Here is a 21,911-nt window from a genome sequence, read left to right as displayed (position 1 = left end):
CCCACCCCCCCCCACCCGCAGCGCGCGGGGCCTCCGGACGACCTGGGCTCGCCCCCGTCGCCGGGGGCACGGTCACGCCGTCTGCTCAGCTCCGCGCGACCCGGCCTCGCTCAGGCGCTGCGCCGGCAGCGCGATGGGCGCCACCGGGACGCGGCGGCCCTTGCCGTTGCACCGCTCGACGGCCAGCGCGCGCAGCACCCGGAAGCCGTCCCGCCAGGTGTTGAGGTTGCTGGTCCCGTGCAGTCGCGGGTGCTCGTAGCTGGGCACCTCGGTGATCTGCATACCGGCCTTGGCCATGCGGGTGTTGATGATCGTCTCGATCTCGAAGCCGTCCCCCCACAGCTTGACGTCACCGTGCTCCGTGCCGGGGTCCAGGTCGAGGGACGAGAGGCAGTGCGTCCAGAACGCGTTGTAGCCGTAGCAGAGGTCGGTGTAGCGCGTGCCGAACAGGACGTTCGCGGCGCGGTTGAGCCACCGGTTGCCCCAGGCCCGCGTCCGGGTGATGTCCGAGCTGCCGCCGTCGCCGGCGAAGCGGGTGCCCTTGGCGAAGTCCGCGCCGGCGGTGAGCGCGGCGACGAAACGCTCGATCTCCTGCCCGTCGGCCGAACCGTCGGCGTCGAGCATGACGACGATGTCGCCCGTGACGGCCGCGAAGCCGCACGCCATCGCGTTGCCCTTGCCGTGGCGGTTCTGCCGGACGATCCGGACGTCGGGCCGGAGCGCCCGGGCCACCTCGATCGTGTCGTCGACGCTGTGCCCGTCGACGACGATCACCTCGTGCAGGCCGGCGGGGAGGCGCGAGAAGACGTGCGGGAGGTTCCGCGCCTCGTTGTAGGTCGGGATGACGACGCTCACCCGCGGCACGGCGGTGCGGACGGGGACGTGGTGGATGCGGGCCTGCGTCGGGATGCGGACGTCCGTGTGGCTCTGGGTCTCTGTCATGTCTCGGCTCTCGTGGCTGGTGGGCTGTCTCTGGGCACTGGGCCGCGACCTCGTCCGGGACGCCGGGGACCACGACGGGTCCGCGAGGCGGTGCGCACAGGGCGCGGGAGGAGGCGGGCCGAGGTGTGGTGCCGGCTGGCGCCGGAGCTCGACCACAGGAGCGGCGGGTCGGGCGACCTGCCGCGCGTGCCTCAGTCGGGAGACGAGCCAGGGTCGTCGGCGCGGGGGGAGACCGGGTCGACGTCGGAACCGTGCGGGAGACCCGCCGCCGACGGGGAGGGGGCCGGGAGAGTCCCGCCGAGGACGGCGAGGTCCTGCGCGGACCCACCGTGCTGCCCGCCACCCGGGACGTAGCTGCCGGCGGTCCCCGTGCCGCAGGAGCCGGTGGGCGCGAGGGGCACCGGGGGCGGCAGCGGAGCCGGCACGGGCGGCGGAGGAGGACTGAGGGGAGCCTCGGCCGGGAGTGCGGACGCGGGCGCGGGGGTCGCCTCGAGGGTGGGCACCGGAGGACTCACAGCCGTGCCGCCCGCGTGGGAGGTCTTCTCCGCGGCGTCGCGCGCGCTCTGCTCGGACGCCATCGCACTCCGGCTGCCGCCGTCGTCGTCGCTGCGAGCAGGGACGGACTCAGCCGTCTCCGGCGTCACGACACGCTCGCCGGCGTCACAGGCCGGGTGCATGACGGCGTGCGTGACCGCCTTGTCCGCGGGAGCGGCCTCCTCCACGGCCTCGGCCTCGGGACCGGCCTCGGGACCGGCGGCCTCGGGCTCCGTGGTCCCGCTCGTCGCCTGCCCGTCCTCGGCCGGCGCGGTCGCGGGCTGCGCACCGGTGCCGGTGGTCGCGGTGCCGGTGGTCGCGGTGCCGGTGGTCGGCGTGCCGGTGGTCGCGGTGCCGGTGGTCGGCGTGCCGGTGGTCGCGGTGCCGGTGGTCGGCGTGCCGGTGGTCGGCGTGCCGGTGGTCGGCGTGCCGGTGGTCGGGGTGCCGGTCGTCGTCGTGCCGGTGGTCGGGGTGCCGGTGGTCGGGGTGCCGGTGGTCGTCGTGCCGGTGGTCGGGGTGCCGGTCGTCGGCGTGGCGGTGGTCGGGGTGCCGGTCGTCGGGGTCGACGCGTCCGTGGCCGGCGTGCCCGTACCGGGCGAGGCCGGCGTACCGGTGGCCGGCGTCCCGGCATCCGCGCCCGGCGTCGCCGGCACTGGCGGCGAGACAGGAGCCGGGGACGGCTGTGACGCCGGCGGCTGCGCCGACTCGACCGGAGCGGGCGGCTCGACGGGCGGGACCGGGGTGGCCGGCTCGGGCGGCGTCACCGGGACGGGCGGGGCCGCGGTCTCGGCAGGCGGGGGCGCGGTGACGGGCGGCGTCTCGACCGGCTGCTCGGCAGGACCGGTGCCGGTGTCCTCCGTCTCGCCGTCGTCCTCCGCCTCGCCGTGGTCCTCCCAGGAGCCGGCGTACCCGTCCGCTCCACGGTGGGTGTGGTCGGCGGACAGCCCCTCGTCAGCGCGTGCGGCTCCGGCCAGGACCCCGAGGACCACCGTGGCGCCCACGAGGAACACGAGGAGCACGAGGACGCGGACGAGGAGCGGGCGGCGCGTGCGACGGTCGGCCACGTCCGGAACGGGCACCGCGACGGAGCCGAACGCTCCCGCGGAGTGTCCGTTCGCCAGCACGCTGCCCTCCTCGCGGCCACAGCGCGCCGGTCGCGACGTGGCAGGGGCAGCGAGCACCGGGCCCGCGGACACCCCGGAGGCGACCTTCCCCGGCAGATCGTCCGGCGTCCATCGGATCGGGCGACGGCCTTCCGACCCACCAGGCGTGTCTCACTCTCCGTAGCGGTCTCCCTCTCCTGGGGAGTGGGTCATCCGCCCGGCATGCGCCGCAGGTTCACCCGGGAGAGGGAACGCTCAGGCTCTACCGCGGCGGAACCACCGGTGACGCCGCCGGTAGGTACGGCAGTCGCAGAGCGCGCAGTCGCTGCCCCGGCGGTGGTGCTCGTGTGCCGTCCGCCCGTGACCGCAGGTGCAGGGCAGGCCCGTCGGGGCTGGCGGCTCCTCGACGGCACGCAGGTGACGCCGCGTCACGGACCCGGCGTCGTCCGGGGGCAGGCCGCGCGGACTCGGCAGTGGTCCCTCACCCGGAGCATGCACCGCGCGCCCTTCCGACGCCCCCCGCAGCAGTGGCGTCCTGGTGAGCCCAGATGGTACGGCGGCGAACGCCCTGCGCAACCCGCTGATGCGCGGGCTCGCGCAGCCGGCGTGGCCAGGAGCCGTCGGGTGCACGCTGCGTCACGCCGACGTCGCCGACCGGGTGGAGCTCCCGGTCCTCCCCCACGGGCCGGTCGTCAGGCGCCCGGTGCTCGCCCGGCCGCCCAGGGGGCCGAGCTCCGGGTCTCAGTCCTGCGGGGCGGGCACCCGCTGGGCGGGCGCCTCGAGCGACAGCGCGTCGTCGCGGCGGCGCAGCCAGGCCGCCGGCAGCACCAGCCGCGGCGCGACACCGACGAGCACCGCGACCAGCACGGCGACGGCGGACAGCGCCTCGCCGGACTCCTCGACGAACGTCGCCATGGCGGACCACTGGGCGCCGACCCATCCGGAGACGGCGGACAGCCCCACCGAGGCGACGGCGTACAGGCCGAGGGTGGTCAGCACGCGGCGCCGGTCGCGGCGCTCGGCGCGGCTGATGAACGCGAGGACGGCGAGGACCGCCCCGGCGAGCAGCACGCTCACGACGACGGCGCCCACCGGCGAGACGACCGAGGACAGCGCCTGCATGCCGGTGACGTGCACGGTGCTGCCGGCCTTGACCACCGCGATCCCGCCGGCCACCGCGCCGACGGCCAGCCACCAGGTGCGGCGGCCGGGGTTGCGCGCCGCTCCCGCGACCGCGGCGAGGGAGGCGGCGGCGAAGAGGGCGGCCACGTACATGCGCGGCAGCGAGTACGGGGCGTCCATGGACAGCACCCGGGACACCTGGCCGGTCGTGCCCTGCAGGCGCAGCGCGTAGCCGACCGCCTCGAGCGCCACGGCGAGGGCGGCCAGGCCGACCCCGACCGGCGGCAGCGGCACGCGCCGGCGGGCCGGGCGGACGGCGGCCCGCGCGGCGGTCGGGGAGCCGCCGAGCGCCGCGGTGGTCAGCGGCTCCCCGACCCCGGTGCCCGGCGAGCGGCGGTCGGCCAGCCGGATGCCCCGGCCCAGGACGACGCCGAGCGCGACGGCGACGACCACCCACGCGGCGAGCCCGCCGACGATCCACGTCCACACGTGCGTGACATCGGCAGGTCCGCGCCCGGACGTGACAGTCCGGTCACACCACGGGGGCGGGTGGGACGGGTGCGCTCACCCGGACGGATGAGACGTCGCGGATGCTCGTCCAGCCCTCCCAGGCCGAGGAGACCATGTCCCGGACGTCGTGCCGCGCCGTCCAGCCCAGTGCCGCCCGGATCCGGTCGGCCGAGGCGACCACCCGGGCCGGGTCACCGGCGCGCGGCGGGACGACGACCGGCTCGGACCACGCCTCCCCCGCCGTGCCGGTGACCTCGCGGATGACCCCCACCATCTCCCGGACCGAGACGCCCTCGCCACGGCCGACGTTGGCCGTCAGCGCGGTCACCCGGCCCTCGGCGAGGCCGCGGGCGGCGGCCACGTGGGCGGTGGCGATGTCGGCGACGTGCACGAAGTCGCGGATGCAGGTGCCGTCCGGGGTGTCGTGCGTGTCGCCGAAGACGAGCGGGGGCTGCCCGTCCTGGAGCCGCTGGAAGACCATCGGGACCAGGTTGGAGACACCGCGGTCGGTGAGCGCGGGCGCCGCCGTGCCGGCGACGTTGAAGTAGCGCAGGCTCGCGTAGCGGAGGCCGGTGGCGGCCGCGACGTCGGCGACCATCCGCTCGCCGACCAGCTTCGTCGCCCCGTAGGGGTTCACCGGGCGGCAGTCGGTGTCCTCGCCGACGAGGTCGACGTCGGGCATGCCGTAGACGGCGGCGCTCGAGGAGAAGAGGAACCGGTCGATGCCGGCGCCGGTCGCCTCCTCGAGCAGCACGCGCAGGCCCTCGACGTTCTCGCGGTAGTAGTGCAGCGGGCGGCGGACGGACTCCTCGACCTGCTTCTTGGCCGCCACGTGCACGACGCCGGTGACGCCGTGCTCCTGCATCGTGCGGGCGACGAGCGGCCCGTCGAGGACGCTGCCGACGACGAGGGGGACGCCGGGGACGCGGTGGGCACCGCCGGTGGAGAGGTCGTCGAGGACGACCACCTGCTCCCCCGCCGCACGCATGGCGAGGACCACGTGGGCGCCGATGTAGCCGGCCCCGCCGGTCACCAGCCAGGTCATCGGCGAAGGCTAACGGTCGGCCCCCGTCCTGGGGACCGCTGCGAGCGCGAGGGTCCTTCCTCAGCCGGCGCGACGGCCCAGGGCTCGATAGGTCCAGCCGGCGGCGGTCCACGCCTCGCGGTCGAGGGCGTTGCGGCCGTCGAGCACCCGCCTGCTCGCCACGACCTCCCCGAAGGCGACCGGGTCGAGCTCGCGGTACTGGCGCCACTCGGTGAGCACCAGCACCGCGTCGGCACCGGCCGCGGCCTCCTCCGGGGTGCTCGTGTAGTCCAGGTGCGGCCACTCGCGCCGGCTGTTCTCGATCGCCGCCGGGTCGGTGACCCGGACGACGGCACCTTGCAGCTGCAGCTGCTGAGCCACGTTGAGCGCCGGGGAGTCGCGGATGTCGTCGCTGTCGGGCTTGAACGCCGCGCCCAGCACGGCCACCTTCTTGCCGAGCAGCGACCCGTCGAGGACCTCACGCGCCAGCTCGACCATGCGGATGCGGCGGCGCATGTTGATGTTGTCGACCTCGCGCAGGAACGTCAGGGCCTGGTCGGCGCCGAGCTCGCCGGCGCGGGCCATGAACGCCCGGATGTCCTTGGGCAGGCAGCCACCGCCGAAGCCGAGACCGGCGTTGAGGAACTTGCGCCCGATCCGGTCGTCGTAACCGATCGCATCGGCCAGCAGCTTCACGTCCGCGCCGGTGGCCTCACAGAGTTCGGCCATCGCGTTGATGAAGCTGATCTTCGTGGCCAGGAAGCTGTTGGCCGCGGTCTTCACCATCTCGGCGGTGGCGTAGTCGGTGGTCACCTTCGGCGTCCCGCGGGCGACGATCGGCGCGTAGACCTCGTCGAGCAGCCGCTCGGCGGCCTCGCCGTAGCCGTCGGCGGGCAGGCCGTAGACCAGCCGGTCGGGGTGCAAGGTGTCCTCCACCGCGAACCCCTCACGGAGGAACTCCGGGTTCCAGGCGACGAGGGCGCCGGGCACCTTCCCGTCGACCAGCTCGGCGAGGCGTGCGGCGGTCCCGACCGGGACGGTCGACTTGCCCGCCAGCAGTTCGCCGGGCTGCAGGACCTCGAGCAGGGACTCGACGGCGGCGTCGACATAGCGCAGGTCGGCCCCGTACTCACCGTGCTTCTGCGGGGTCCCGACGCAGAGGAAGTGCACCTGGGCGCCGGTGGCGTCAGCCATGTCGGTCGAGAACGACAGCCGACCGGTCCCCAGCGTGCGCTGCAGCAGGTCCTCGAAACCGGGCTCGTAGAACGGCGCCCGGGCGTCGCGGAGCGCCGCCACCTTGCGCTCGTCGACGTCGATGCCGACCACCTCGTGACCGATCTCGGCCATCGAGGCCGCGTGGACCGCGCCCAGGTAGCCGCAGCCGATGACCGCGATCCGCACTGCTTCCTCCCCGTGTGCCGACACTTCGACACCGGAGTGCACCACGTCAACCCGCCGGGTGCCCAGCGATGGCGGCACGTCGGCCCATCAGGTGACCGTCGCCGCTGGTTCCACACCCGGGCAGGATGACGCCATGCCCGACGCCCGCGCCCGCCTCGACGACGCCCAGGTCGCCGCGGTGGCCCGCTATCGCGCGGGCCTCGCCCCGCGCCCCGACCTGCCGCCCGCCGAGGAGTACGAGGACGCGCAGGGCGTGCTGGTCGCGACGGCGGCCGACGGCGACCTGACCGTCGTCGAGGTGCCGCGCTGGGAGCCGCCGTCCGCGGTGGTCGAGCGGCTGCACGACGAGGGCTGGACCGACACCGTGGCCTGGGTGGGCCCGCCGCCGGACGACGTCGCGGAGCTGCCGCAGCGGCTGCTCGCGCTGTTGCCTGCGGCCGGCCTGCCCCCCGACTCCGCGGCGCTGTCGTCCGCCGCTGCCGCCTGGGCGGCCGTCTGCGAGGGCGGTCGGGACGTGATCGTGGTGCCGGTGCCGGTCAGCCCGGACGCGCCGGAGGCCGGGCCGGAGGAGCTCGCTGCCGCCCACGGCGCCTCGCTCCTCGGCAGCCGCCCGTGGTCGGGGACGGCGCGCACGGGCGGCACGGTGGTGTTCTGCACCGGCCTGTCCGGGGCCGGGAAGTCGACGATCGCCGCGCGGCTGGTGGAGCTGTTCATCGAGGCCGGGCGCACCGTGACGCTGCTGGACGGCGACGAGGTGCGGCACCACCTGTCCGCCGGGCTCGGGTTCTCCAAGGCCGACCGGGACACCAACGTCCGGCGGATCGGCTGGGTGGCCGCACAGATCGCCAAGCACGGCGGGATCGCCGTCTGCGCGCCGATCGCGCCGTACGCGGAGGTGCGGGCGGACGTCCGGCGCGAGGTCGAGGCGCAGGCCGGGCCGGGCAGCTTCGTCCTCGTGCACGTGGCGACGTCGCTGGCCGACTGCGAGGCGCGCGACCGCAAGGGCCTGTACGCCCGGGCGCGGCGCGGGGAGATCCCTGCCTTCAGCGGCATCAGCGACCCCTACGAGACGCCGACCGACGCCGAGGTGACCGTGGACACCGCCGGGCGCGACGTCGACGAGTGCGCCCGGCAGGTGCTCGCTGCGGTGCTCAGCCGTCCAGGCTCTTGAGGTAGGACCCGACGGCGGTGCGCCAGTCGCGTGGCCGGAAGCCGGTCGCCTCCAGCCGGGTCAGGTCCAGCACGCTGTTGAGCGGCCGCGGCGCGAGGCCGGGCTGGTCGGCCGTGTACTCGGCGGTGCTCACCCGCCGGACGTCGTGCGGGTCACGGCCGCGGGCGGCGAACACGACCTCTGCCACATCGGCCCACGACGCCGGCTGGCCCCCGCAGGTGACGTTGTAGGTGCCCGTCGCCCCGCGGTCGACGAGGTGCGCGACGGCGTCGGCGAGGTCGTCGGCGAGCGTGGGCCGGCCGATCTGGTCGGCGACGACGGACGGGCTGATGCCCCGGTCGGCGAGGCCGGCCATCGTCCGCACGAAGTTCGGCCCCTCCCCCACCACCCAGGTGGTGCGCAGCAGCAGGTGCCGGTCGAGCGCGGTGACCAGCGCGTCGCCGTCGGCCTTGCTCCGCCCGTAGACGCTCAACGGGTGCACCGGCGCGTCCTCCGGGATCGGCCCCGGGTGCCCGCCGTCGAAGACGTACTCGGTGGAGAAGTGCACGAGCAGGAACCCGTGACTGTGAGCCGCCTCCGCCAGGGCGCTGACGCCGTCGACGTTGACCGCCCGCACGGCGGCGAGGTTCGCCGGGTCCTCCGCGGCGTCGACGGCGGTCCAGGCGGCGGCGTTGACGACCACGTCGACGCCGGACCAGTCGTGCTCCGCGACGGCCGCGGGATCGCTGACGTCGAGGCCGGCCCGGGTCAGCGCGACCGCCCCGGGGAACCGGCGGGTCAGTGCCCGGCCGACCTGCCCACCGGCGCCGAGGACGACCGTCGTCACTGGCCGCGGGCGGCGTAGGCCGCCTCCACGCGCTCCTTCTGCGGACCCCACCAGTCCTCGTTGTCCCGGTACCACTGGATCGTCGCGGCCAGTCCGTCGCGGAAGTCGGTGTAGCGCGGCCGCCAGCCCAGCTCCTCGCGCAGCTCGGTGGCGTCGATGGCGTAGCGCAGGTCGTGCCCGGCCCGGTCGGGAACCGAGTCGAAGGCGTCGGCCGGCTGGCCCATCAGCTCGAGGATCGTGGCGAGGACGGTGCGGTTGTCCACCTCGCCGTCGGCGCCGATGAGGTAGGTGTGGCCGATCCGGCCGCGCTCCAGGATCTCGTGGACGGCGGCGTTGTGGTCGTCGACGTGGATCCAGTCGCGCACGTTGTGGCCGGCGCCGTAGAGCCGCGGCCGGCGGCCGGCGAGCACGTTGGTGATCTGCCGCGGGATGAACTTCTCGACGTGCTGGTAGGGCCCGTAGTTGTTCGAGCAGTTGGAGATCGTCGCCTGCACGCCGTAGGAGCGCACCCACGCGCGCACCAGCAGGTCGGAGGCCGCCTTCGTCGACGAGTAGGGGCTCGACGGGTTGTACGGCGTCTCGGGGGTGAACTTCGCCGGGTCGTCGAGCTCGAGGTCGCCGTAGACCTCGTCGGTGGAGACGTGGTGGAACCGGACGCCGTGCCGGCGCACCGCCTCGAGCAGCGTGTACGTGCCGACCACGTTGGTCTGCAGGAACGGCGCCGGGTCGGCCAGCGAGTTGTCGTTGTGGCTCTCGGCGGCGAAGTGGACGACGGCGTCGCTGTCGCGGACCAGGTCGTCGACGAGCGCGGCGTCGGTGATCGACCCGTGCACGAAGCCGATCGCGTCCTTCACCCCGGCCAGCGAGGCCTCGTTGCCCGCGTAGGTGAGGGCGTCGAGGACGGTGACGTCGTACTGCGGGAAGCGCTCGACGGTCTGGTGGACGAAGTTGGCGCCGATGAAGCCGGCGCCACCGGTCACGAGCAGACGCACGGGTGGTCCTCCTCCGGGGCGGGGTCGCGGCCGCCTCCAGGACGGCCGGGGTCATCCTCCCCCGCGGTCGGGCGTCCGGGGTCGCGCGGCCCGTCCCGCACCCCCGCAGGGAGGAGCGGACGTCAGTAGGCGCCGGAGCGGCGCAGGACCGCGCGGACGGTGCGCCAGAGGATGGCCAGGTCCAGGCCGAAGGACCAGTTCTCCACGTACCGGACGTCGAGCTCCACCGACTCGTCCCACGTGAGGTCCGAGCGGCCGCTGACCTGCCACAGGCCGGTGATGCCGGGCTTGACCAGCAACCGGCGGTGCATGTCGGCGCCGTACTGCTCGACCTCGCGGGTCACGTGCGGGCGCGGCCCGACCAGGGACATGTCGCCCTTGAGCACGTTGACCAACTGCGGCAGCTCGTCCAGCGAGAACGACCGCAGGAAGCCGCCGACGCAGGTGACCCGCGGGTCCTGGCGCATCTTGAACTGCACGTCGTTGCCCTCGTTGAGCACCAGCAGGGCCTCGATGCGCGAGTCGGCGTCGACGACCATGCTGCGGAACTTGAGCAGGTCGAACTCCCGGCCGCGCTTGCCGATGCGCCGGTGCCGGTAGAGAGCCGGGCCGCGGCTGGTGGCGCGGACGGCGACCGCGATGGCGACGAGGAACGGCGCGAACACGACCAGGAGCACGCCTGCGACGGCGCGGTCGACCAGGGACTTGGCCAGCCGGCGGCCGCCGCGGAACTCCGGTTCCTGCACCTGGATGAGCGGGACGGTCGACGTCGGCCGGACCTGCAGCCGGTTGGAGGCGACCTCCACCAGTCCCGGGCCGACGAGGACCTCGACGTTGGTCCCCTCGAGGCGCCAGGTCAGGTCGCGCAGGTACTCCCCCGCGGTCTCGCTGGCCGAGGCCACCACGACGGCGTCCGCGCGGGCGTCGTCGACGGCGCGCACGGCACCGGCCAGGGTGCCGATCACCGGGACCCCCTCTGCCCGGACGGCGAGGGCCTCCTCCGGCCGCGGCACGCAGGCGCCGACGACCCGCAGGCCGGCGGTCGCGTCCCGCCGCAGCCGGCGGACCAGGTCGGCCACGGCGACGTCGCGGCCGAGGACGACGACCCGCTTGGTCATGAGGCCGCGGCGGCGCGCCGAGTGCAGCCGCCGCCGGTTGAGCAGCCGGCCCAGCAGCGTGGCGAGCACGGTGGTGGGCGCCGCCACGAGCAGGAGCCGGTCGAGCGAGGTCGACGGCAGCAGCGCGGCAGCGGCGCCGAGCGCGGTCGTCGCCAGCAGGCCCGCGGTGAGGACGCGGCGGTACTCGTCGTCGCCGGTGCCGAGGCGGCGCTCGGCGTAGGTGCCGGCGCCGGCGAGCAGGACGAGCCACCCCAGGCCGAGCAGGACGGGGCCGGCCGCGGAGGCGGGGGCGGCACCGGACGGGAGCGGGACTGCGAGCGCCAGGCCCGCGGCGACCGCGAGCAGGTCACCGGCGACCAGCGCGACCGTGTAGTACACCAGCCACTCGGGCGTCCGGCGGCGCCGCGCGGAGAACGGGTCGTAGACGGGACGGTCGAGCAGCGGTCCGGGGACGCGCTCCTCGACGCCGGTCAGCGACAGGGTCCGCACCGGCCGCGGCGCATCGTCGCCCGGCGCCGGCGGCACGGTGGTGCTGGCGGTCACGCTGTCTCCCTCGTCTGTCGTAGTCAGGTGCACGCGCAGCGTCGGCACCCGGTAGCCGGGACGGAAGGCCAGACGGAGGCGGACCCGGGTCGCACGGGCCATTTCCACCCCGCGGGGGGAGACCTGCGGACAGCGGTGACCGTGCGTCGCGAGCGCGACCAGTCGAGCAGCCGACGGGTCACACGGTGGTCGTGGGATCGCTGTGGCAGCGATCGGGCCGGCGACACCGGCGCCCGGACCTTTCGGCAGCATCTGCCCGCGTGGCCTGGCCGGTCAGACCCCCGCGTCCCCGCACCAAGGAGGGTTGACCGCCGTCCTCTCGTTGCGCTGATCTGGCCGGCCGTGGCGATCGCCGTCGCCCTCGGGCTGAAGTAGGTCGTCCGGCCGGCGGACCGCCGGCAGCTGCCTGGAGGCAGGGACCTGCGCCGGGAGCTCGACTCCGTCTGGCCGACCTCGAGGCCGACCTCCGCGCCGCTGCCGGTCCGACGAGGCTCTGAGCGACCCCGGCGCCACCGCCCGGTCGGACGACGGCTGACCGGGCGTCCGAGGATCCTCAGAGGCCGGGCCGGACCCGACCGCAGCGGCAGGCGTAGAGGCTGACGCCGCTGAAGGAGTCCTCCCCGACCCAGCGGAAGCGGTGCCAGAGGTGGCGCCGCTGCGCCGCCGCCGGGACGTCGGGACGCCACTCACCCGGACGGACGGGGCACTGCGGCGCGGACATCCGCCCATGCTGCCGCACCCGGACGCTCGTTGGAGCGTCACCGAGCGTCGCGCCGTCCCACCCTCGAGAGTGGGACGGGCAGCCGGATGTGCTGATCGGCACCTAGCCTCGTGGCAACGACAGCCACGGGGGTCACTGTGAGCGACGACCAGGAACGGTCGGGGTCCACGCTCGTCGCCGACGAGCCCACCACCGAGGAGCGCCCTCCCCGCCGGCGGCGGCGGCTGCGGCGCTTCCTCGTCGCGGTCGGCGTGCTCGTCACCGTCCTCGTCGTGCTGGTCGGGGGTGGCCTCTGGTACCTCACCGACCGCTACGCCGGGAACATCGACCGCGTCGGCGACGTCTTCGCCGACCTCGACGAGGAGGCTCGACCGGCCCCTGCGACCCCGATCGAGAAGGCTGCCGCTGAGCCGGTCACCTTCCTGCTGGTCGGGAGCGACACGAGGGCCACAGCGGGTGCGGGCATCGCCGAGGGCGGCCGCTCGGACGCGATCATGGTCGCCCGCTTCTCCGGCGACCGGCAGCACGCGCAGCTCATCTCGATCCCACGCGACTCGTGGGTGGACGTCCCCGGCCATGGGATGAACAAGATCAACGCTGCGTACGCCTTCGGCGGGCCGTCGCTGCTGATCCAGACGGTGGAGCAGCTGACCGAGGTCCGGATCGACCACTACGTGGCCATCGACTTCGAGGGGATCGTCGAGGTCACCGACGCGCTGGGCGGCGTCGACGTCGTCGTGGCCGAGACCACCAGCTGGGGGCCGTACACCTTCACCGCCGGCGTGAACCACCTCCACGGCGACCAGGCCCGCTGGTACCTGGGGCAGCGCTACGGGCTGAACGGCGGCGACTTCGACCGGGTGCGCCGGCAGCAGCAGTACCTCGAGGCGATGTTCTCCCAGCTGTTCACGTCCGACACCTTCACCGATCCGGGCCGGCTCGACGCCGCACTACTGGCGGTGACCAACGCCGTCAGCGTCGATGACTCCCTCGGCAACGGTGACCTGCTGTCCCTCGCCTACTCCTTGCGCGACCTGCGGCCGGAGAACGTCGACTCCTTCACCGCTCCGGTGCTCGGTACGGGGACGGAGGGCTCGGCCAGCGTCGTCTACCTCGACGAGGTCACCGGCGAGCGCATGTGGGCGTACTTGCGCAACGACTCGCTGTCGCAAAACGCTGACGAGTTCCAAACCCAGATCCTGCCGGACGTCCCCCGCTGACGCGGCCGAGACACCGCTCCCCACCCCGCGGCGGTCCTGTTCACCGGAGGGCCCAAGGTGCGATGGCGGACAGTTGAGACCTCCCACCTGCCATCCCGGGCACCCGGATCCCATGTGTCCCGAACACCTCTGCGTCCGCGTTCGCGCGTCACTGCACGGGCCCGCCTCACGGCGACCGCGGTGTGCGGCGCGACGACCTCACGAATGCTGCTGCGGCGTGCCGTGGCCTGGCGCCCTGTCCGGATGTCCCCGTCCGCTCCGGCTCACCAGGCGCCGGAGAGTCGGAGGACGGCTCAGGCGGCCTCCACAGCATCATGGCGTCGAAGGCCGACGACCGGTACTCCACGCCCCCGGCGCTCACCCCGGGACCACGGGCGGCGGCGCGTTCACCCGGCGGGTTCCACCGCCGGCGACCGTGTCGGCACTGCTGTTGGTGATGATCCGCAGCAGGGGCCGGATGGTCGACCGGAAGTCGCTCCTCATGCGGTCGAGGGCCGCCCCCTCGCACTCCGGCTCTGCGTAGAGGACGTCTTGGGCTGAGCGCTCCCCGACATAGGCGCCGTAGTCCTGCAGCGCCTTGGCAAGAGCAAGCCCGTCGGCCGACAGGCCCAACGATCCCAGGTCGACGGACGGCGGGATACCGACCATGGACCCCATGGGTATCAGGCCGCGATAGGTCGACGCCCCGCCGCTGTCCTCCGACTCGGCGGGCCACACCCATCCCGTTCGCAACTGCTCGGTGGTCAGCGCCATGACGAGTGCGTGCGGGATGTGTTCGTCACGGATCTCCTGGCAGCGGATCAACCCCCCCAGAACGCTGAAGCCGCTGGCCCGTGTACCACCGCCAACGCCGGGTCCGAGCAGGTCGACACGACCCCCGTACGAGGCGGTGTACTGAGTCTCCGAGCGGCGCTCTGCCCGCCAGTACTCGAACGCCCATCTGCCGTCGAGGACCACCATGTGGCCGTCCGTTCCGGCCGCGATGCTCGTGGTGGTCGGGATCCGGTGGTGGAAGTCCCCTGCCGGCGTGCTCACGGTTCCGATCGGATCCGTCGGCGAGGCGATGTTCACCGCCACCGAGTAGAAGGCGGCGTTGATGGTGGCGCTGGGGGACCCGTCGATCAGGTTGCGGGTCATAGGCTCGTCCGCGTCCTGGAAGACCGCACCGGAACCGATCCCGGTGTTCCAGACGGAATCGCTGCTGAAGGGCTGCCGGTCGACGGTCCGGACTTGTCCCGGCTGCAGGACCTGGGCCTGGCAGAGGGCCATCAGCTCGCAGAGGAGGACCACGAGGAACGCACACATCGCCGTCCGGACGAATCCACGACGACGCCGGCGGCGCGGGCGCCGGAGGTCTCCCCCGCCGGGTGCCGATGGCGGCACTCGGCCCTTCGCTGGATCGGGCGTGACGAACTGGTCCTCTCGGCGCAAGGGCGGCCACCACCGGGCTGTCACGACGGTTGGCGCGTCGCCTTCGGCAGTCCTCCGGCCGTACGGCTCACGTGCGGGTGATGCCGCTCCGTCAACCATTCCCGCTAGACCGCCGACACGGGTTGGTGCCCAGACGTCGACCGGTTGCCTTGCGAGGCTCCTGAGAGTTCCACCCCTCCTCCTCCAGGCCGTTCGAGGATCCATGGTGACCTCCGGAGTGGTGATGCTCCAGCCCTCACGGCCTCGGGTCGCCACAACCCCTCGGCTCAGCGGACCTCGAGGTCCGGGCCACCAGATCCCCCGGGCTTCGCCGCCGATCGCAGCCGACGGCCCCGGTGCTCAACTGGGGCCCCCGTCCCCGACCCCCATCGGGCGGAGACCCCCCTGGACTCGCGGTCGAGTCGCTGGGCTGGCGAGCTCATCCCACCCCTATGCAGAGCTGCGCTGCCGGGCGCGGTCCCGATGCCCTGCTGGGGGCCGCGCCGCCGGAGGGACCACAGGAAGACGATGAGCAGGTATCCCGTCGGCGGGTAGAACAGAACCGGGTCGGTCAGGCCTGCTCCCAGCACGAACACGGTCAGCGCGATCCCAGGGAGACCTCGTCGAAGGCCGGCGGCGATCACGGCCCCGATGACCACCAGCGCGCCGAGCACCCCGACGGCGCCGAGTTCGACCCAGATCTGCAGGTAACCGTTGTGGACCTCGAGGTGGCCAGGCAGGTAGTTCACCGCCTCACGCCAGCCCACTCCCCACAGGGAGAAGGAGGGCTGCAGGGCGAGCGCGCGGTCCCACTGGCCGAGCCGCCAGCCGGCCGAGTTCTGCCCTGCCAGTCCCCCGCTGTTCTCGATGAAGGCGAACCGCTCGAACACAACCGCACCGAAAGTCACCAGCACGGCCGCGACGACAGCGCCCATGGCCAGCGCTCGGCGTCGCCAGTAGGGGAACAGCAGGACGATCGCCACCACCAGCCAGGTGATGGCCCCTCGGCTGCCTGTGATGAGGAGAGCGCCACCGAGAACCGCGAGCCCCCCGAACCGGTGCAGCGTCGGGAGGTCTCTGCGCGCCAGCAGGTAGAGGATGCACAGACTCAGGAAGTACGCGGCGAAGTTCGGGTGACCGATCAGACCGCCGTAGCGTTCCCCTTCGGATTCCGTGTCGCTGTACGCGGGGAGGTTCAGCAGCCCCGCGTCGGAGGCGTAGATGCTGCCCGCGAGGACCACGCCCACCAGGACGGCGCCCCTCGTTACACGGTCGCGATCCGCATCGCCGAGTCGGACGATCACCGCCAGCAAGACGGCGTAGGAGACGAAACGGATGGACGAATCCGCGGACTGTCCCCTGTGCAACGCCGACGAGACGATCGACGAGAGAGCCAGCAGAGCCGTCCCAACGCCGAAAGTGGCCACCCCCTCGCTCGACACCGAGCGCGGGAGGAGGACCGCGGCGAGAGGCACCGCCAGTGCCGCGACGTAGTTGTCCGCGGGAAGCCCTCCGATGATCAGCAGAGGCAGCAGGGCAGACGACCCCACCATGACCAGCGGCAAGCACGTCCGGTCGATCTTGATGCGCACGGGCCGGTAAGCGAGAACGAGCACGGTTCCCGCGACCCCCAGGGCGAGAGGCCACTGGGCTGTCACCACGGCGACTGACGACAGGACCGCCGCGGTGAGGATGACGACTCCGGCCAGCCTCAGCCGGGTCAGGGATGCAGGACCGCGGATCGACGGGTCGGGACGCCACCGGAGGTCCAGTCGTGACGGCCGTGTCCCGTGGAACGGATTGAGAGTCATCGAGCTGCGCCCTCCGCCGTCACTCCCGGGCCCCGACGAGGGGAGTCGTCAGCGCCGGTCGGAGGAGTGCGGCGATCACTCCCGCCGAGCCGCGGTCGCGGACCTCCGAAGAACGAGCCGGGACGGGCACCGCCACGGACGAGCACGGGGAAGCGGTCCCGTTCCGCCTGATGCGATCCGTCGCCGCGCGCCGGCCCGGACGGGCCACCTCGGTCGCGCCCGCCCGCGCGCCGAGAACGACCTGATCCGTTCGCCGTTCCCCCGCGCCCCCGAGTCGGGCTCACAGCTCCACCAGGGCCGTGACGTGCTCCCAGAAGGACTCCGCGACCACCTCAGCCCGGTGGTCCTGCCATGCCCGGGCGGCCCGCTCCGCCCGGCCGTCCAGATCGCTCGTGGACAGCAGTGCTCGGACGCCGGCGGAGAGGTCGCGCGGGGACCGGAAGAGGGAGAGCCCGTACGGCTGCAGCTGGGTCAGGCCAGGTCCGTGCAGCCCGACGGCGGGTACCCCCACCGACAGAGCCTCGGCCACCGCCAACGGGTATCCCTCTGCTTTCGTCGCCATCGCGAGGATCCCCCCGCGAAGGTATTCGTCCCGGATCTGCAACGGAGTGACCGCACCGAGGAACGTCGTATCAAGTTCGAGCGATGCGGCGAGACGTTCGAGACGGCGGCGTTCCGGGCCGTCCCCCATGACGGTGACCGGCAGACCGACGTCGTGGGCGACTTCGAACAGGATCGGGATGCGCTTCTCGGGGACGAGACGAGCTGCGACGAGCAGTCGGCGGCACCCGTTCGACGACTTGGGGCCGGGGGCGAACACGTCGTCCACGGGAGCCCGTGTGGGTACCAGGCGCCGGGTGACCGACCGGGCGGCTCGGCTCAGGGACGCCGGATCGACGCTGATGACCAGATCGCTCAGTGCGCAGCCAGGGATCTCCGCCACGTGGTAGGCGAGGCCGAAGAGTCTGCGGCCGAAGCGCCAGGCATTCCAGCTACCGCCATGGAGAACAAGAACCGTCTTCGCCTTACGGGGGAGACAGGGCACGTACTCCGGGCGGTGGCAGATCACGACGTCGTGACGGGCCAGTTCCTGACGCCGACTCCACAGGCCTGCCGAGAACCGCGCGTTGAGCGGCCCCCGCCTTCCTGCTGTGTGGACGATCACCGCTCCGTCCGTGGCACGAGGAAGCTCGGCCGGCTCGCCGGCCAGGTAGTAGGTGATCCTCAGGTCGGAAGGCGCTTGGGCGCCGATCCGCGCCACGAATCGTGCGATGCCGCCAGGGCTCAGCAGGCCGAAATCCGTCGCGTAGACCACTCCGACGTCCATCGGTTCCCCAGCTAGCCGCAGAGTCTCGCGACGAGGTCCCCCAGCTCCCCCGCGGCAGACTGCCAGCGGTAGCGGGCGAGGACGTCGTGGGGCGGGGCCTGCCTCCCGTCGCCGATGGCAGCGCCGATCGCCTTCACCATGTCGGCTTCGTCCAGCGGGTCGAAGAAGTGCGCGTGCCCGTCGGTCACCTCTCGGAACACCGGGATGTCACTGCACGCGACAGGGAGACCGAACTGCAGAGCCTCCACCAGCGGTAATCCGAATCCCTCGTACAGGGAAGGCAGGACCAGAGCGGAAGCGGTCCGGTAGAGCCGCGCCAGTTCTTCGTCACCGGGCCGGTCGACGTGCCTGATTCCCGCCGGGAGCTCGGCCCACCCCAGTCGGCCCACCAGGACCAGGTCGTACCGGATCCTCAGATCCGACGTCGACCACGCCCGGGCCAGGGTGCCGAGGTTCTTCCGCGGCTCCGCCGTGCCGACACACAGCACGAACGGGCGATCCAGAGGAGGTGGACTCACGGATCCCAGCTCGACCAGGTGGGAGGACAGGCCCGGGTACACGCGGGTGACGCGATCGGTGGCCAGGCCTGCGTCGAGCAGCTCGGCCCGAACAGCGTCGCTCACGGTGACCACGTGCGTCGAGCCGCTCAGCCGCCTGGCAGCAAGCCGACGGTAGTACGTGCGGCCGAGTGGGCTCGCCCACTCGGGATGGCGCAGCCACGTCAGGTCATGCAGTGTCCACAAGGTCGGAGCCGGGTACTCCCGTGCCGGCGGATACGTCGGGAAGAACAGGACGTCCGAGAAGCGGCAGCGGCGCGGCACATCCCAGAGGTCCTGTTTGACACGGGCCGATGCGCTCGACACGGTGCCTCTGGTCGGCTGCCACAGGTTCCACGTGGTGGTGCTGTCGTCCTTCAGTTCCCGAAGCAGCGAGGACGCATACCTCTCCCAGCCAGTGAGCCGGTCGAGGCAGGCGCTGCGGGCGTCGACGAAGACGTTGATCATGTCGGTACCGGCCGCCCCAGCGCACGCCGCAACACCACCACCACGGCCGCGGCGACGACCTGCGGGTAGCCCACCAGGTAGCGGCGCCACAACCGGGTGGGCTCCCTGAGCAAACGGAAGGCCCACTCGACCCCTGCGCGCTCCACGAGAGGCGGAGCCGACGGAGCGGTCCCGACGGACATGCCGATGCCGCCGCCGACCCCGATGAGGATCCCAGGACAACCCCGGCTCACCAGATCTGCGGCCAACGGCTCTCCCTTCGCTGCTCCGAGGGCGACGAGAACCAGGTCCGCACGCGCCTGTCCCAGGTCGTGCACCACACGCTCGACTGCGAGCGATCCGGCATCTCCGTGCTCGCACCACACGCAGGCGTGGCCCGCCTTCGCAGTCCGTGCTCTGAAGACCTCACAGGTCCGTTCATCCGAGCCGAGGACGGCGTATCTCAGCGGAGCCACCCTGCCCGGGATCGTCAGACCGATGCACAGGTCCTTGCCCGTGACCCGTTCCGTGCCGTTCCGATGGGCCGCGAGTACCAGAGGCCAGCCATCGGGCGTCCACCAGTCCGCTGACCGGAGGGCGCTCAGGAAGGCCTCACTGGTGCCGGCCAGGTGCAGGTGCTCCAGGTTCACGGTCTGCACTCGTCCGGTGGCTCGTCGATCGATGAGCGCGACGAGATCCTCGCGACGTCTTATGACACGACCGACCGCGGCACGTTCCAGCCACAGTGCGAGAACCGACGCGACACAGGACTGCATGGTCCGCCCTGGGAGCCCCCCGCTGTCGGGCGCCATCCGCCTGCGATCCGCCACGGCGCCGGACAGGGGCACTCGCCGGTTGGGCCTGGGGTGAAGCCGGGGACGCCACGGCCGTACGGCGGCCATCGACCTCGATCCGATCGCCCGTGCCAGGACGCCGGCATCGGTGCCGCCATCCGGCCGACGTTCGTGAGCCGCTCCGTCCTGTCTCGACGTGCGCATCCGGAGTGTCGGCATGACACCACCTCATCCACTGTCTCCGGCCCTGGCCGTCAGGTTCCTCGTTCGTGCGGCGTTGCGCGTGCGAAGTGGCACTTCCGACGCCGGCCGGGCCGTTCATCCGGTGGGATCGGCTTGGTGGCTCTTCCGGGAGCGCGCCCACGGTCCTTGACGCTCCTGGCTGACCTCCTGGTGCCGGGCAGCAAAGAGGTCCTCGGGGATGTGTGACAGGCAGCCGATCTGCAGGGTGTCGCCCATGGTCCGGCTCCATCCCGTCGATGCGCATCCACCAGGTGAGCCGGCGCATCGCGTGGGATGCCTTGCATCCCCGTGTCCACGGAAGCCGGAAGCGATACCGGTGGTGAGTCAGTCACCGGGCGTCGACGCGCGGATCCGCAGCGCATTGTGAGTACCTGCCGATTGGCGCGGAAGTCCGCGAGCACCACCTGGAGACACTCCTCCGAGTGCGGAGGGGGTGAGTCGGGGCCGAGCCGGGCGGGCAATTCGGTTGTCGACAGACAAGTGCTCCTGCTCGGTGCGCCAGTCGGGTCCGCAAGAGCCTGCTCGATCATGTCTCCGCGCCATGAACGCCTGCGCCCCGATGAGCGCGATTGCAGGGGAGGGTGGCGCGCAGAACCGCTCCTCGCGACGGATCCGGTCGCTGAGATCGAGCGTCATTGCCAGCCATGGTCATGGGCGGTGACCCTAGCGTCGAGAAGCGGGACAGCAGGGTGTCCCGGACGCGCCGACCATATCTCTCGACCTCGCGCACGGATCGTGGTCTCCTGACTACCGAAATGCGCCGAGTCGACTCCGAGCAGGAATACTTGGACTCACCGTGATCGGTCCTGCTCAGTGGCGGATTCAGTCCCGTTGCAGGGATGTGCGACGGAAACTGCATGCACGACGTCTTGCACAGCTCGGGCCCCGACTGGCTCCAGGCACGAGCTCCCCTGCACCGGCCCTGGCCGCAAACCGCGAACCGGCCGGCTCGGACCTCCTCAGCGTCCGGCCAAGGCGGCGACGAGCGGGGCCACCGCGTCGACGTCCCCCCCGAGGTTGAGGTAGTTGAACCCGTACTCCTCCCGACGCTGCAGCAGCAGGTCGATGCACTGCTCCACGGAACCGCGCAGTACAGCGGGCGAGTCCGCCAGTAGTTCCGGCGACTCGTCCAGCAACCTGGCGTAGCTGCTCGCGCGAGGACCCACGGGTCCGACGACACCCACCTGGCAGTGGAGGATGCTGAACTGGAGGTCGAGGTCCTCGACGTTCCGCCCGATCTCCCTGGCCGTGGCGCGCACCAGACCGACCTTGCGGGCCACCGACTCGGCCGACAGGTCGGCGGCAGCGGCTGGATCGAGACGTCCAGACGACAAGCGAGAGTGCACGCCCACGATGTCCGCCTCACGGGTCGCCAACTCGAGCATGCGGGGACCGCCTCCCCCGATGAGCAGGGGTGGCCGCGGCCGTTGCACGGTCGTCGGCACGCCGACGAGGTGGTCGACGACGTAGTGCTTCCCCTGGTGCGAGACCTCCTGCCCCGAGAACAGCGCCTTGAGCACAGCCACGGCTTCCGTCAGACGATCGATGCGGACACCCGGAGGGTCGAACGGCAGCCCGGAGGCCTGGTAGTCCGTGGCCATCCATCCCGCACCGATGCCGAGCTCGACGCGGCCGCCGGAGAACACGTCGAGGTTGGCGGCGGCGCGGTGCAACAGCACGGGGTGCCGGAGGTCGTTGTTGAGCACGAGGGTGAGCAGGCGCAGGCGGTCGGAGCTGTCCGCCGCCGCCTGGAGCGCGAGGAGCGGATCCAGGGCCCACCCCCCGCTGAGATGGTCCGAGATGGAGATGGTGTCGAATCCGAGATCCTCGATACGGCGAACCTCCGATCTCCACCCCCGCAGGTCTCCATCCCACCGAGGAACGGGTGCGATGAAGCGGAAGGGGCGCATGACGGTGAGCTTGGCCGAGGCGCACGTGGGGGACCAGCCCCCTCCCCATGGGATCGGGCAAGCCCGTGGTCGTCGTCCGCTCGCGAGCACGTCGAGCGATGTAGCGAGCACTGCGCGACGACGAATCCGCGTGAGTGGTGCTCGGCGCGACGGCAGTGGTTGACCCGGAGAGGCAGGAGCCCCAAAGTCGTTCCTCGGCTGCCCGC

17 protein-coding genes are annotated in these 21,911 nt (G+C 72.7%); 2 read left to right on the top strand and 15 right to left on the bottom strand.

The annotated features are described in order from the left end of the window. Positions 1–72: 72 nt before the first annotated feature. From ACI8AB_RS20245 to ACI8AB_RS20225, 5 genes are all read right to left on the bottom strand, one after another. Positions 73–942 (bottom strand): glycosyltransferase family 2 protein, encoded by an 870-nt coding sequence (locus ACI8AB_RS20245; protein ID WP_387988483.1) that lies wholly within the window; start codon positions 940–942, stop codon positions 73–75. A gap of 191 nt (positions 943–1,133) precedes the next feature. Continuing rightward, entirely contained in the window at positions 1,134–2,600 is a 1,467-nt protein-coding gene (locus ACI8AB_RS20240; RefSeq protein WP_456951595.1) for a hypothetical protein, read from the bottom strand. Positions 2,601–3,320: 720 nt separating this feature from the next. Then, entirely contained in the window at positions 3,321–4,190 is an 870-nt protein-coding gene (locus tag ACI8AB_RS20235) for a hypothetical protein (RefSeq protein ID WP_456951594.1), read from the bottom strand. Positions 4,191–4,233: 43 nt separating this feature from the next. Beyond that, on the bottom strand, positions 4,234–5,256 hold the full coding sequence (gene galE / locus ACI8AB_RS20230) for a UDP-glucose 4-epimerase GalE (protein ID WP_456951593.1): 1,023 nt from the start codon (positions 5,254–5,256) through the stop codon (positions 4,234–4,236). Between the two features lie 60 nt (positions 5,257–5,316). Beyond that, on the bottom strand, positions 5,317–6,636 hold the full coding sequence (locus ACI8AB_RS20225) for a UDP-glucose dehydrogenase family protein (protein WP_456951592.1): 1,320 nt from the start codon (positions 6,634–6,636) through the stop codon (positions 5,317–5,319). Between the two features lie 133 nt (positions 6,637–6,769). On the opposite strand from ACI8AB_RS20225, the gene cysC reads away from it, so the two are divergent. Beyond that, a complete protein-coding gene (gene cysC / locus ACI8AB_RS20220) occupies positions 6,770–7,807 on the top strand; it encodes an adenylyl-sulfate kinase (protein WP_456951591.1) in 1,038 nt (345 codons plus the stop codon). Here cysC and ACI8AB_RS20215 read toward each other — a convergent pair. The 4 genes from ACI8AB_RS20215 to ACI8AB_RS20200 all read right to left on the bottom strand — a co-directional run bounded on the left by ACI8AB_RS20215 (position 7,788) and on the right by ACI8AB_RS20200 (position 12,007). Beyond that, a complete protein-coding gene (locus ACI8AB_RS20215) occupies positions 7,788–8,633 on the bottom strand; it encodes an SDR family oxidoreductase (protein WP_456951590.1) in 846 nt (281 codons plus the stop codon). The genes cysC and ACI8AB_RS20215 overlap by 20 nt on opposite strands. Beyond that, on the bottom strand, positions 8,630–9,625 hold the full coding sequence (rfbB, locus tag ACI8AB_RS20210; RefSeq protein WP_456951589.1) for a dTDP-glucose 4,6-dehydratase: 996 nt from the start codon (positions 9,623–9,625) through the stop codon (positions 8,630–8,632). Before rfbB ends, ACI8AB_RS20215 begins: the two co-directional genes overlap by 4 nt. Before the next feature lie 122 nt (positions 9,626–9,747). Next, the gene (locus ACI8AB_RS20205) at positions 9,748–11,286 is read right to left on the bottom strand and encodes a sugar transferase (RefSeq protein WP_456951588.1); all 1,539 of its coding nucleotides are present in this window, start codon (positions 11,284–11,286) and stop codon (positions 9,748–9,750) included. 553 nt (positions 11,287–11,839) lie between these two features. Further along, the gene (locus tag ACI8AB_RS20200; protein WP_456951587.1) at positions 11,840–12,007 is read right to left on the bottom strand and encodes a hypothetical protein; all 168 of its coding nucleotides are present in this window, start codon (positions 12,005–12,007) and stop codon (positions 11,840–11,842) included. 137 nt (positions 12,008–12,144) lie between these two features. Here ACI8AB_RS20200 and ACI8AB_RS20195 point away from each other — a divergent pair, with 137 nt between their 5' ends. Then, positions 12,145–13,227: an LCP family protein gene (locus ACI8AB_RS20195; protein ID WP_456951586.1), complete on the top strand. Its 1,083-nt coding sequence runs from the start codon at positions 12,145–12,147 to the stop codon at positions 13,225–13,227. Between the two features lie 357 nt (positions 13,228–13,584). Here ACI8AB_RS20195 and ACI8AB_RS20190 read toward each other — a convergent pair whose 3' ends face one another. The 6 genes from ACI8AB_RS20190 to ACI8AB_RS20165 form a co-directional block, all read right to left on the bottom strand. Continuing rightward, complete coding sequence (locus tag ACI8AB_RS20190; protein WP_387988493.1) at positions 13,585–14,532, bottom strand: hypothetical protein; 948 nt, start codon at positions 14,530–14,532, stop codon at positions 13,585–13,587. 392 nt (positions 14,533–14,924) lie between these two features. Further along, positions 14,925–16,448, bottom strand: coding sequence for an O-antigen ligase family protein (locus ACI8AB_RS20185; RefSeq protein ID WP_456951585.1), 1,524 nt, complete (start codon positions 16,446–16,448; stop codon positions 14,925–14,927). A gap of 280 nt (positions 16,449–16,728) precedes the next feature. Further along, positions 16,729–17,763 carry a glycosyltransferase family 4 protein gene (locus ACI8AB_RS20180; RefSeq protein ID WP_456951584.1) on the bottom strand — a complete coding sequence of 345 codons (1,035 nt, stop codon included), beginning with the start codon at positions 17,761–17,763 and terminating at the stop codon, positions 16,729–16,731. 23 nt (positions 17,764–17,786) lie between these two features. Further along, the gene (locus tag ACI8AB_RS20175; protein ID WP_387988496.1) at positions 17,787–18,779 is read right to left on the bottom strand and encodes a glycosyltransferase family 4 protein; all 993 of its coding nucleotides are present in this window, start codon (positions 18,777–18,779) and stop codon (positions 17,787–17,789) included. Next, positions 18,776–19,408, bottom strand: coding sequence for a WecB/TagA/CpsF family glycosyltransferase (locus ACI8AB_RS20170; RefSeq protein WP_456951583.1), 633 nt, complete (start codon positions 19,406–19,408; stop codon positions 18,776–18,778). Before ACI8AB_RS20170 ends, ACI8AB_RS20175 begins: the two co-directional genes overlap by 4 nt. A gap of 1,346 nt (positions 19,409–20,754) precedes the next feature. Next, entirely contained in the window at positions 20,755–21,705 is a 951-nt protein-coding gene (locus ACI8AB_RS20165) for a TIGR03621 family F420-dependent LLM class oxidoreductase (protein WP_456951582.1), read from the bottom strand. Positions 21,706–21,911 lie beyond the last annotated feature (206 nt).

Source organism: Geodermatophilus sp. SYSU D00698, from assembly GCF_054050335.1.
Note: the sequence above shows the minus strand (reverse complement) of the source record. Positions and strands in the feature narration are given on the sequence as shown.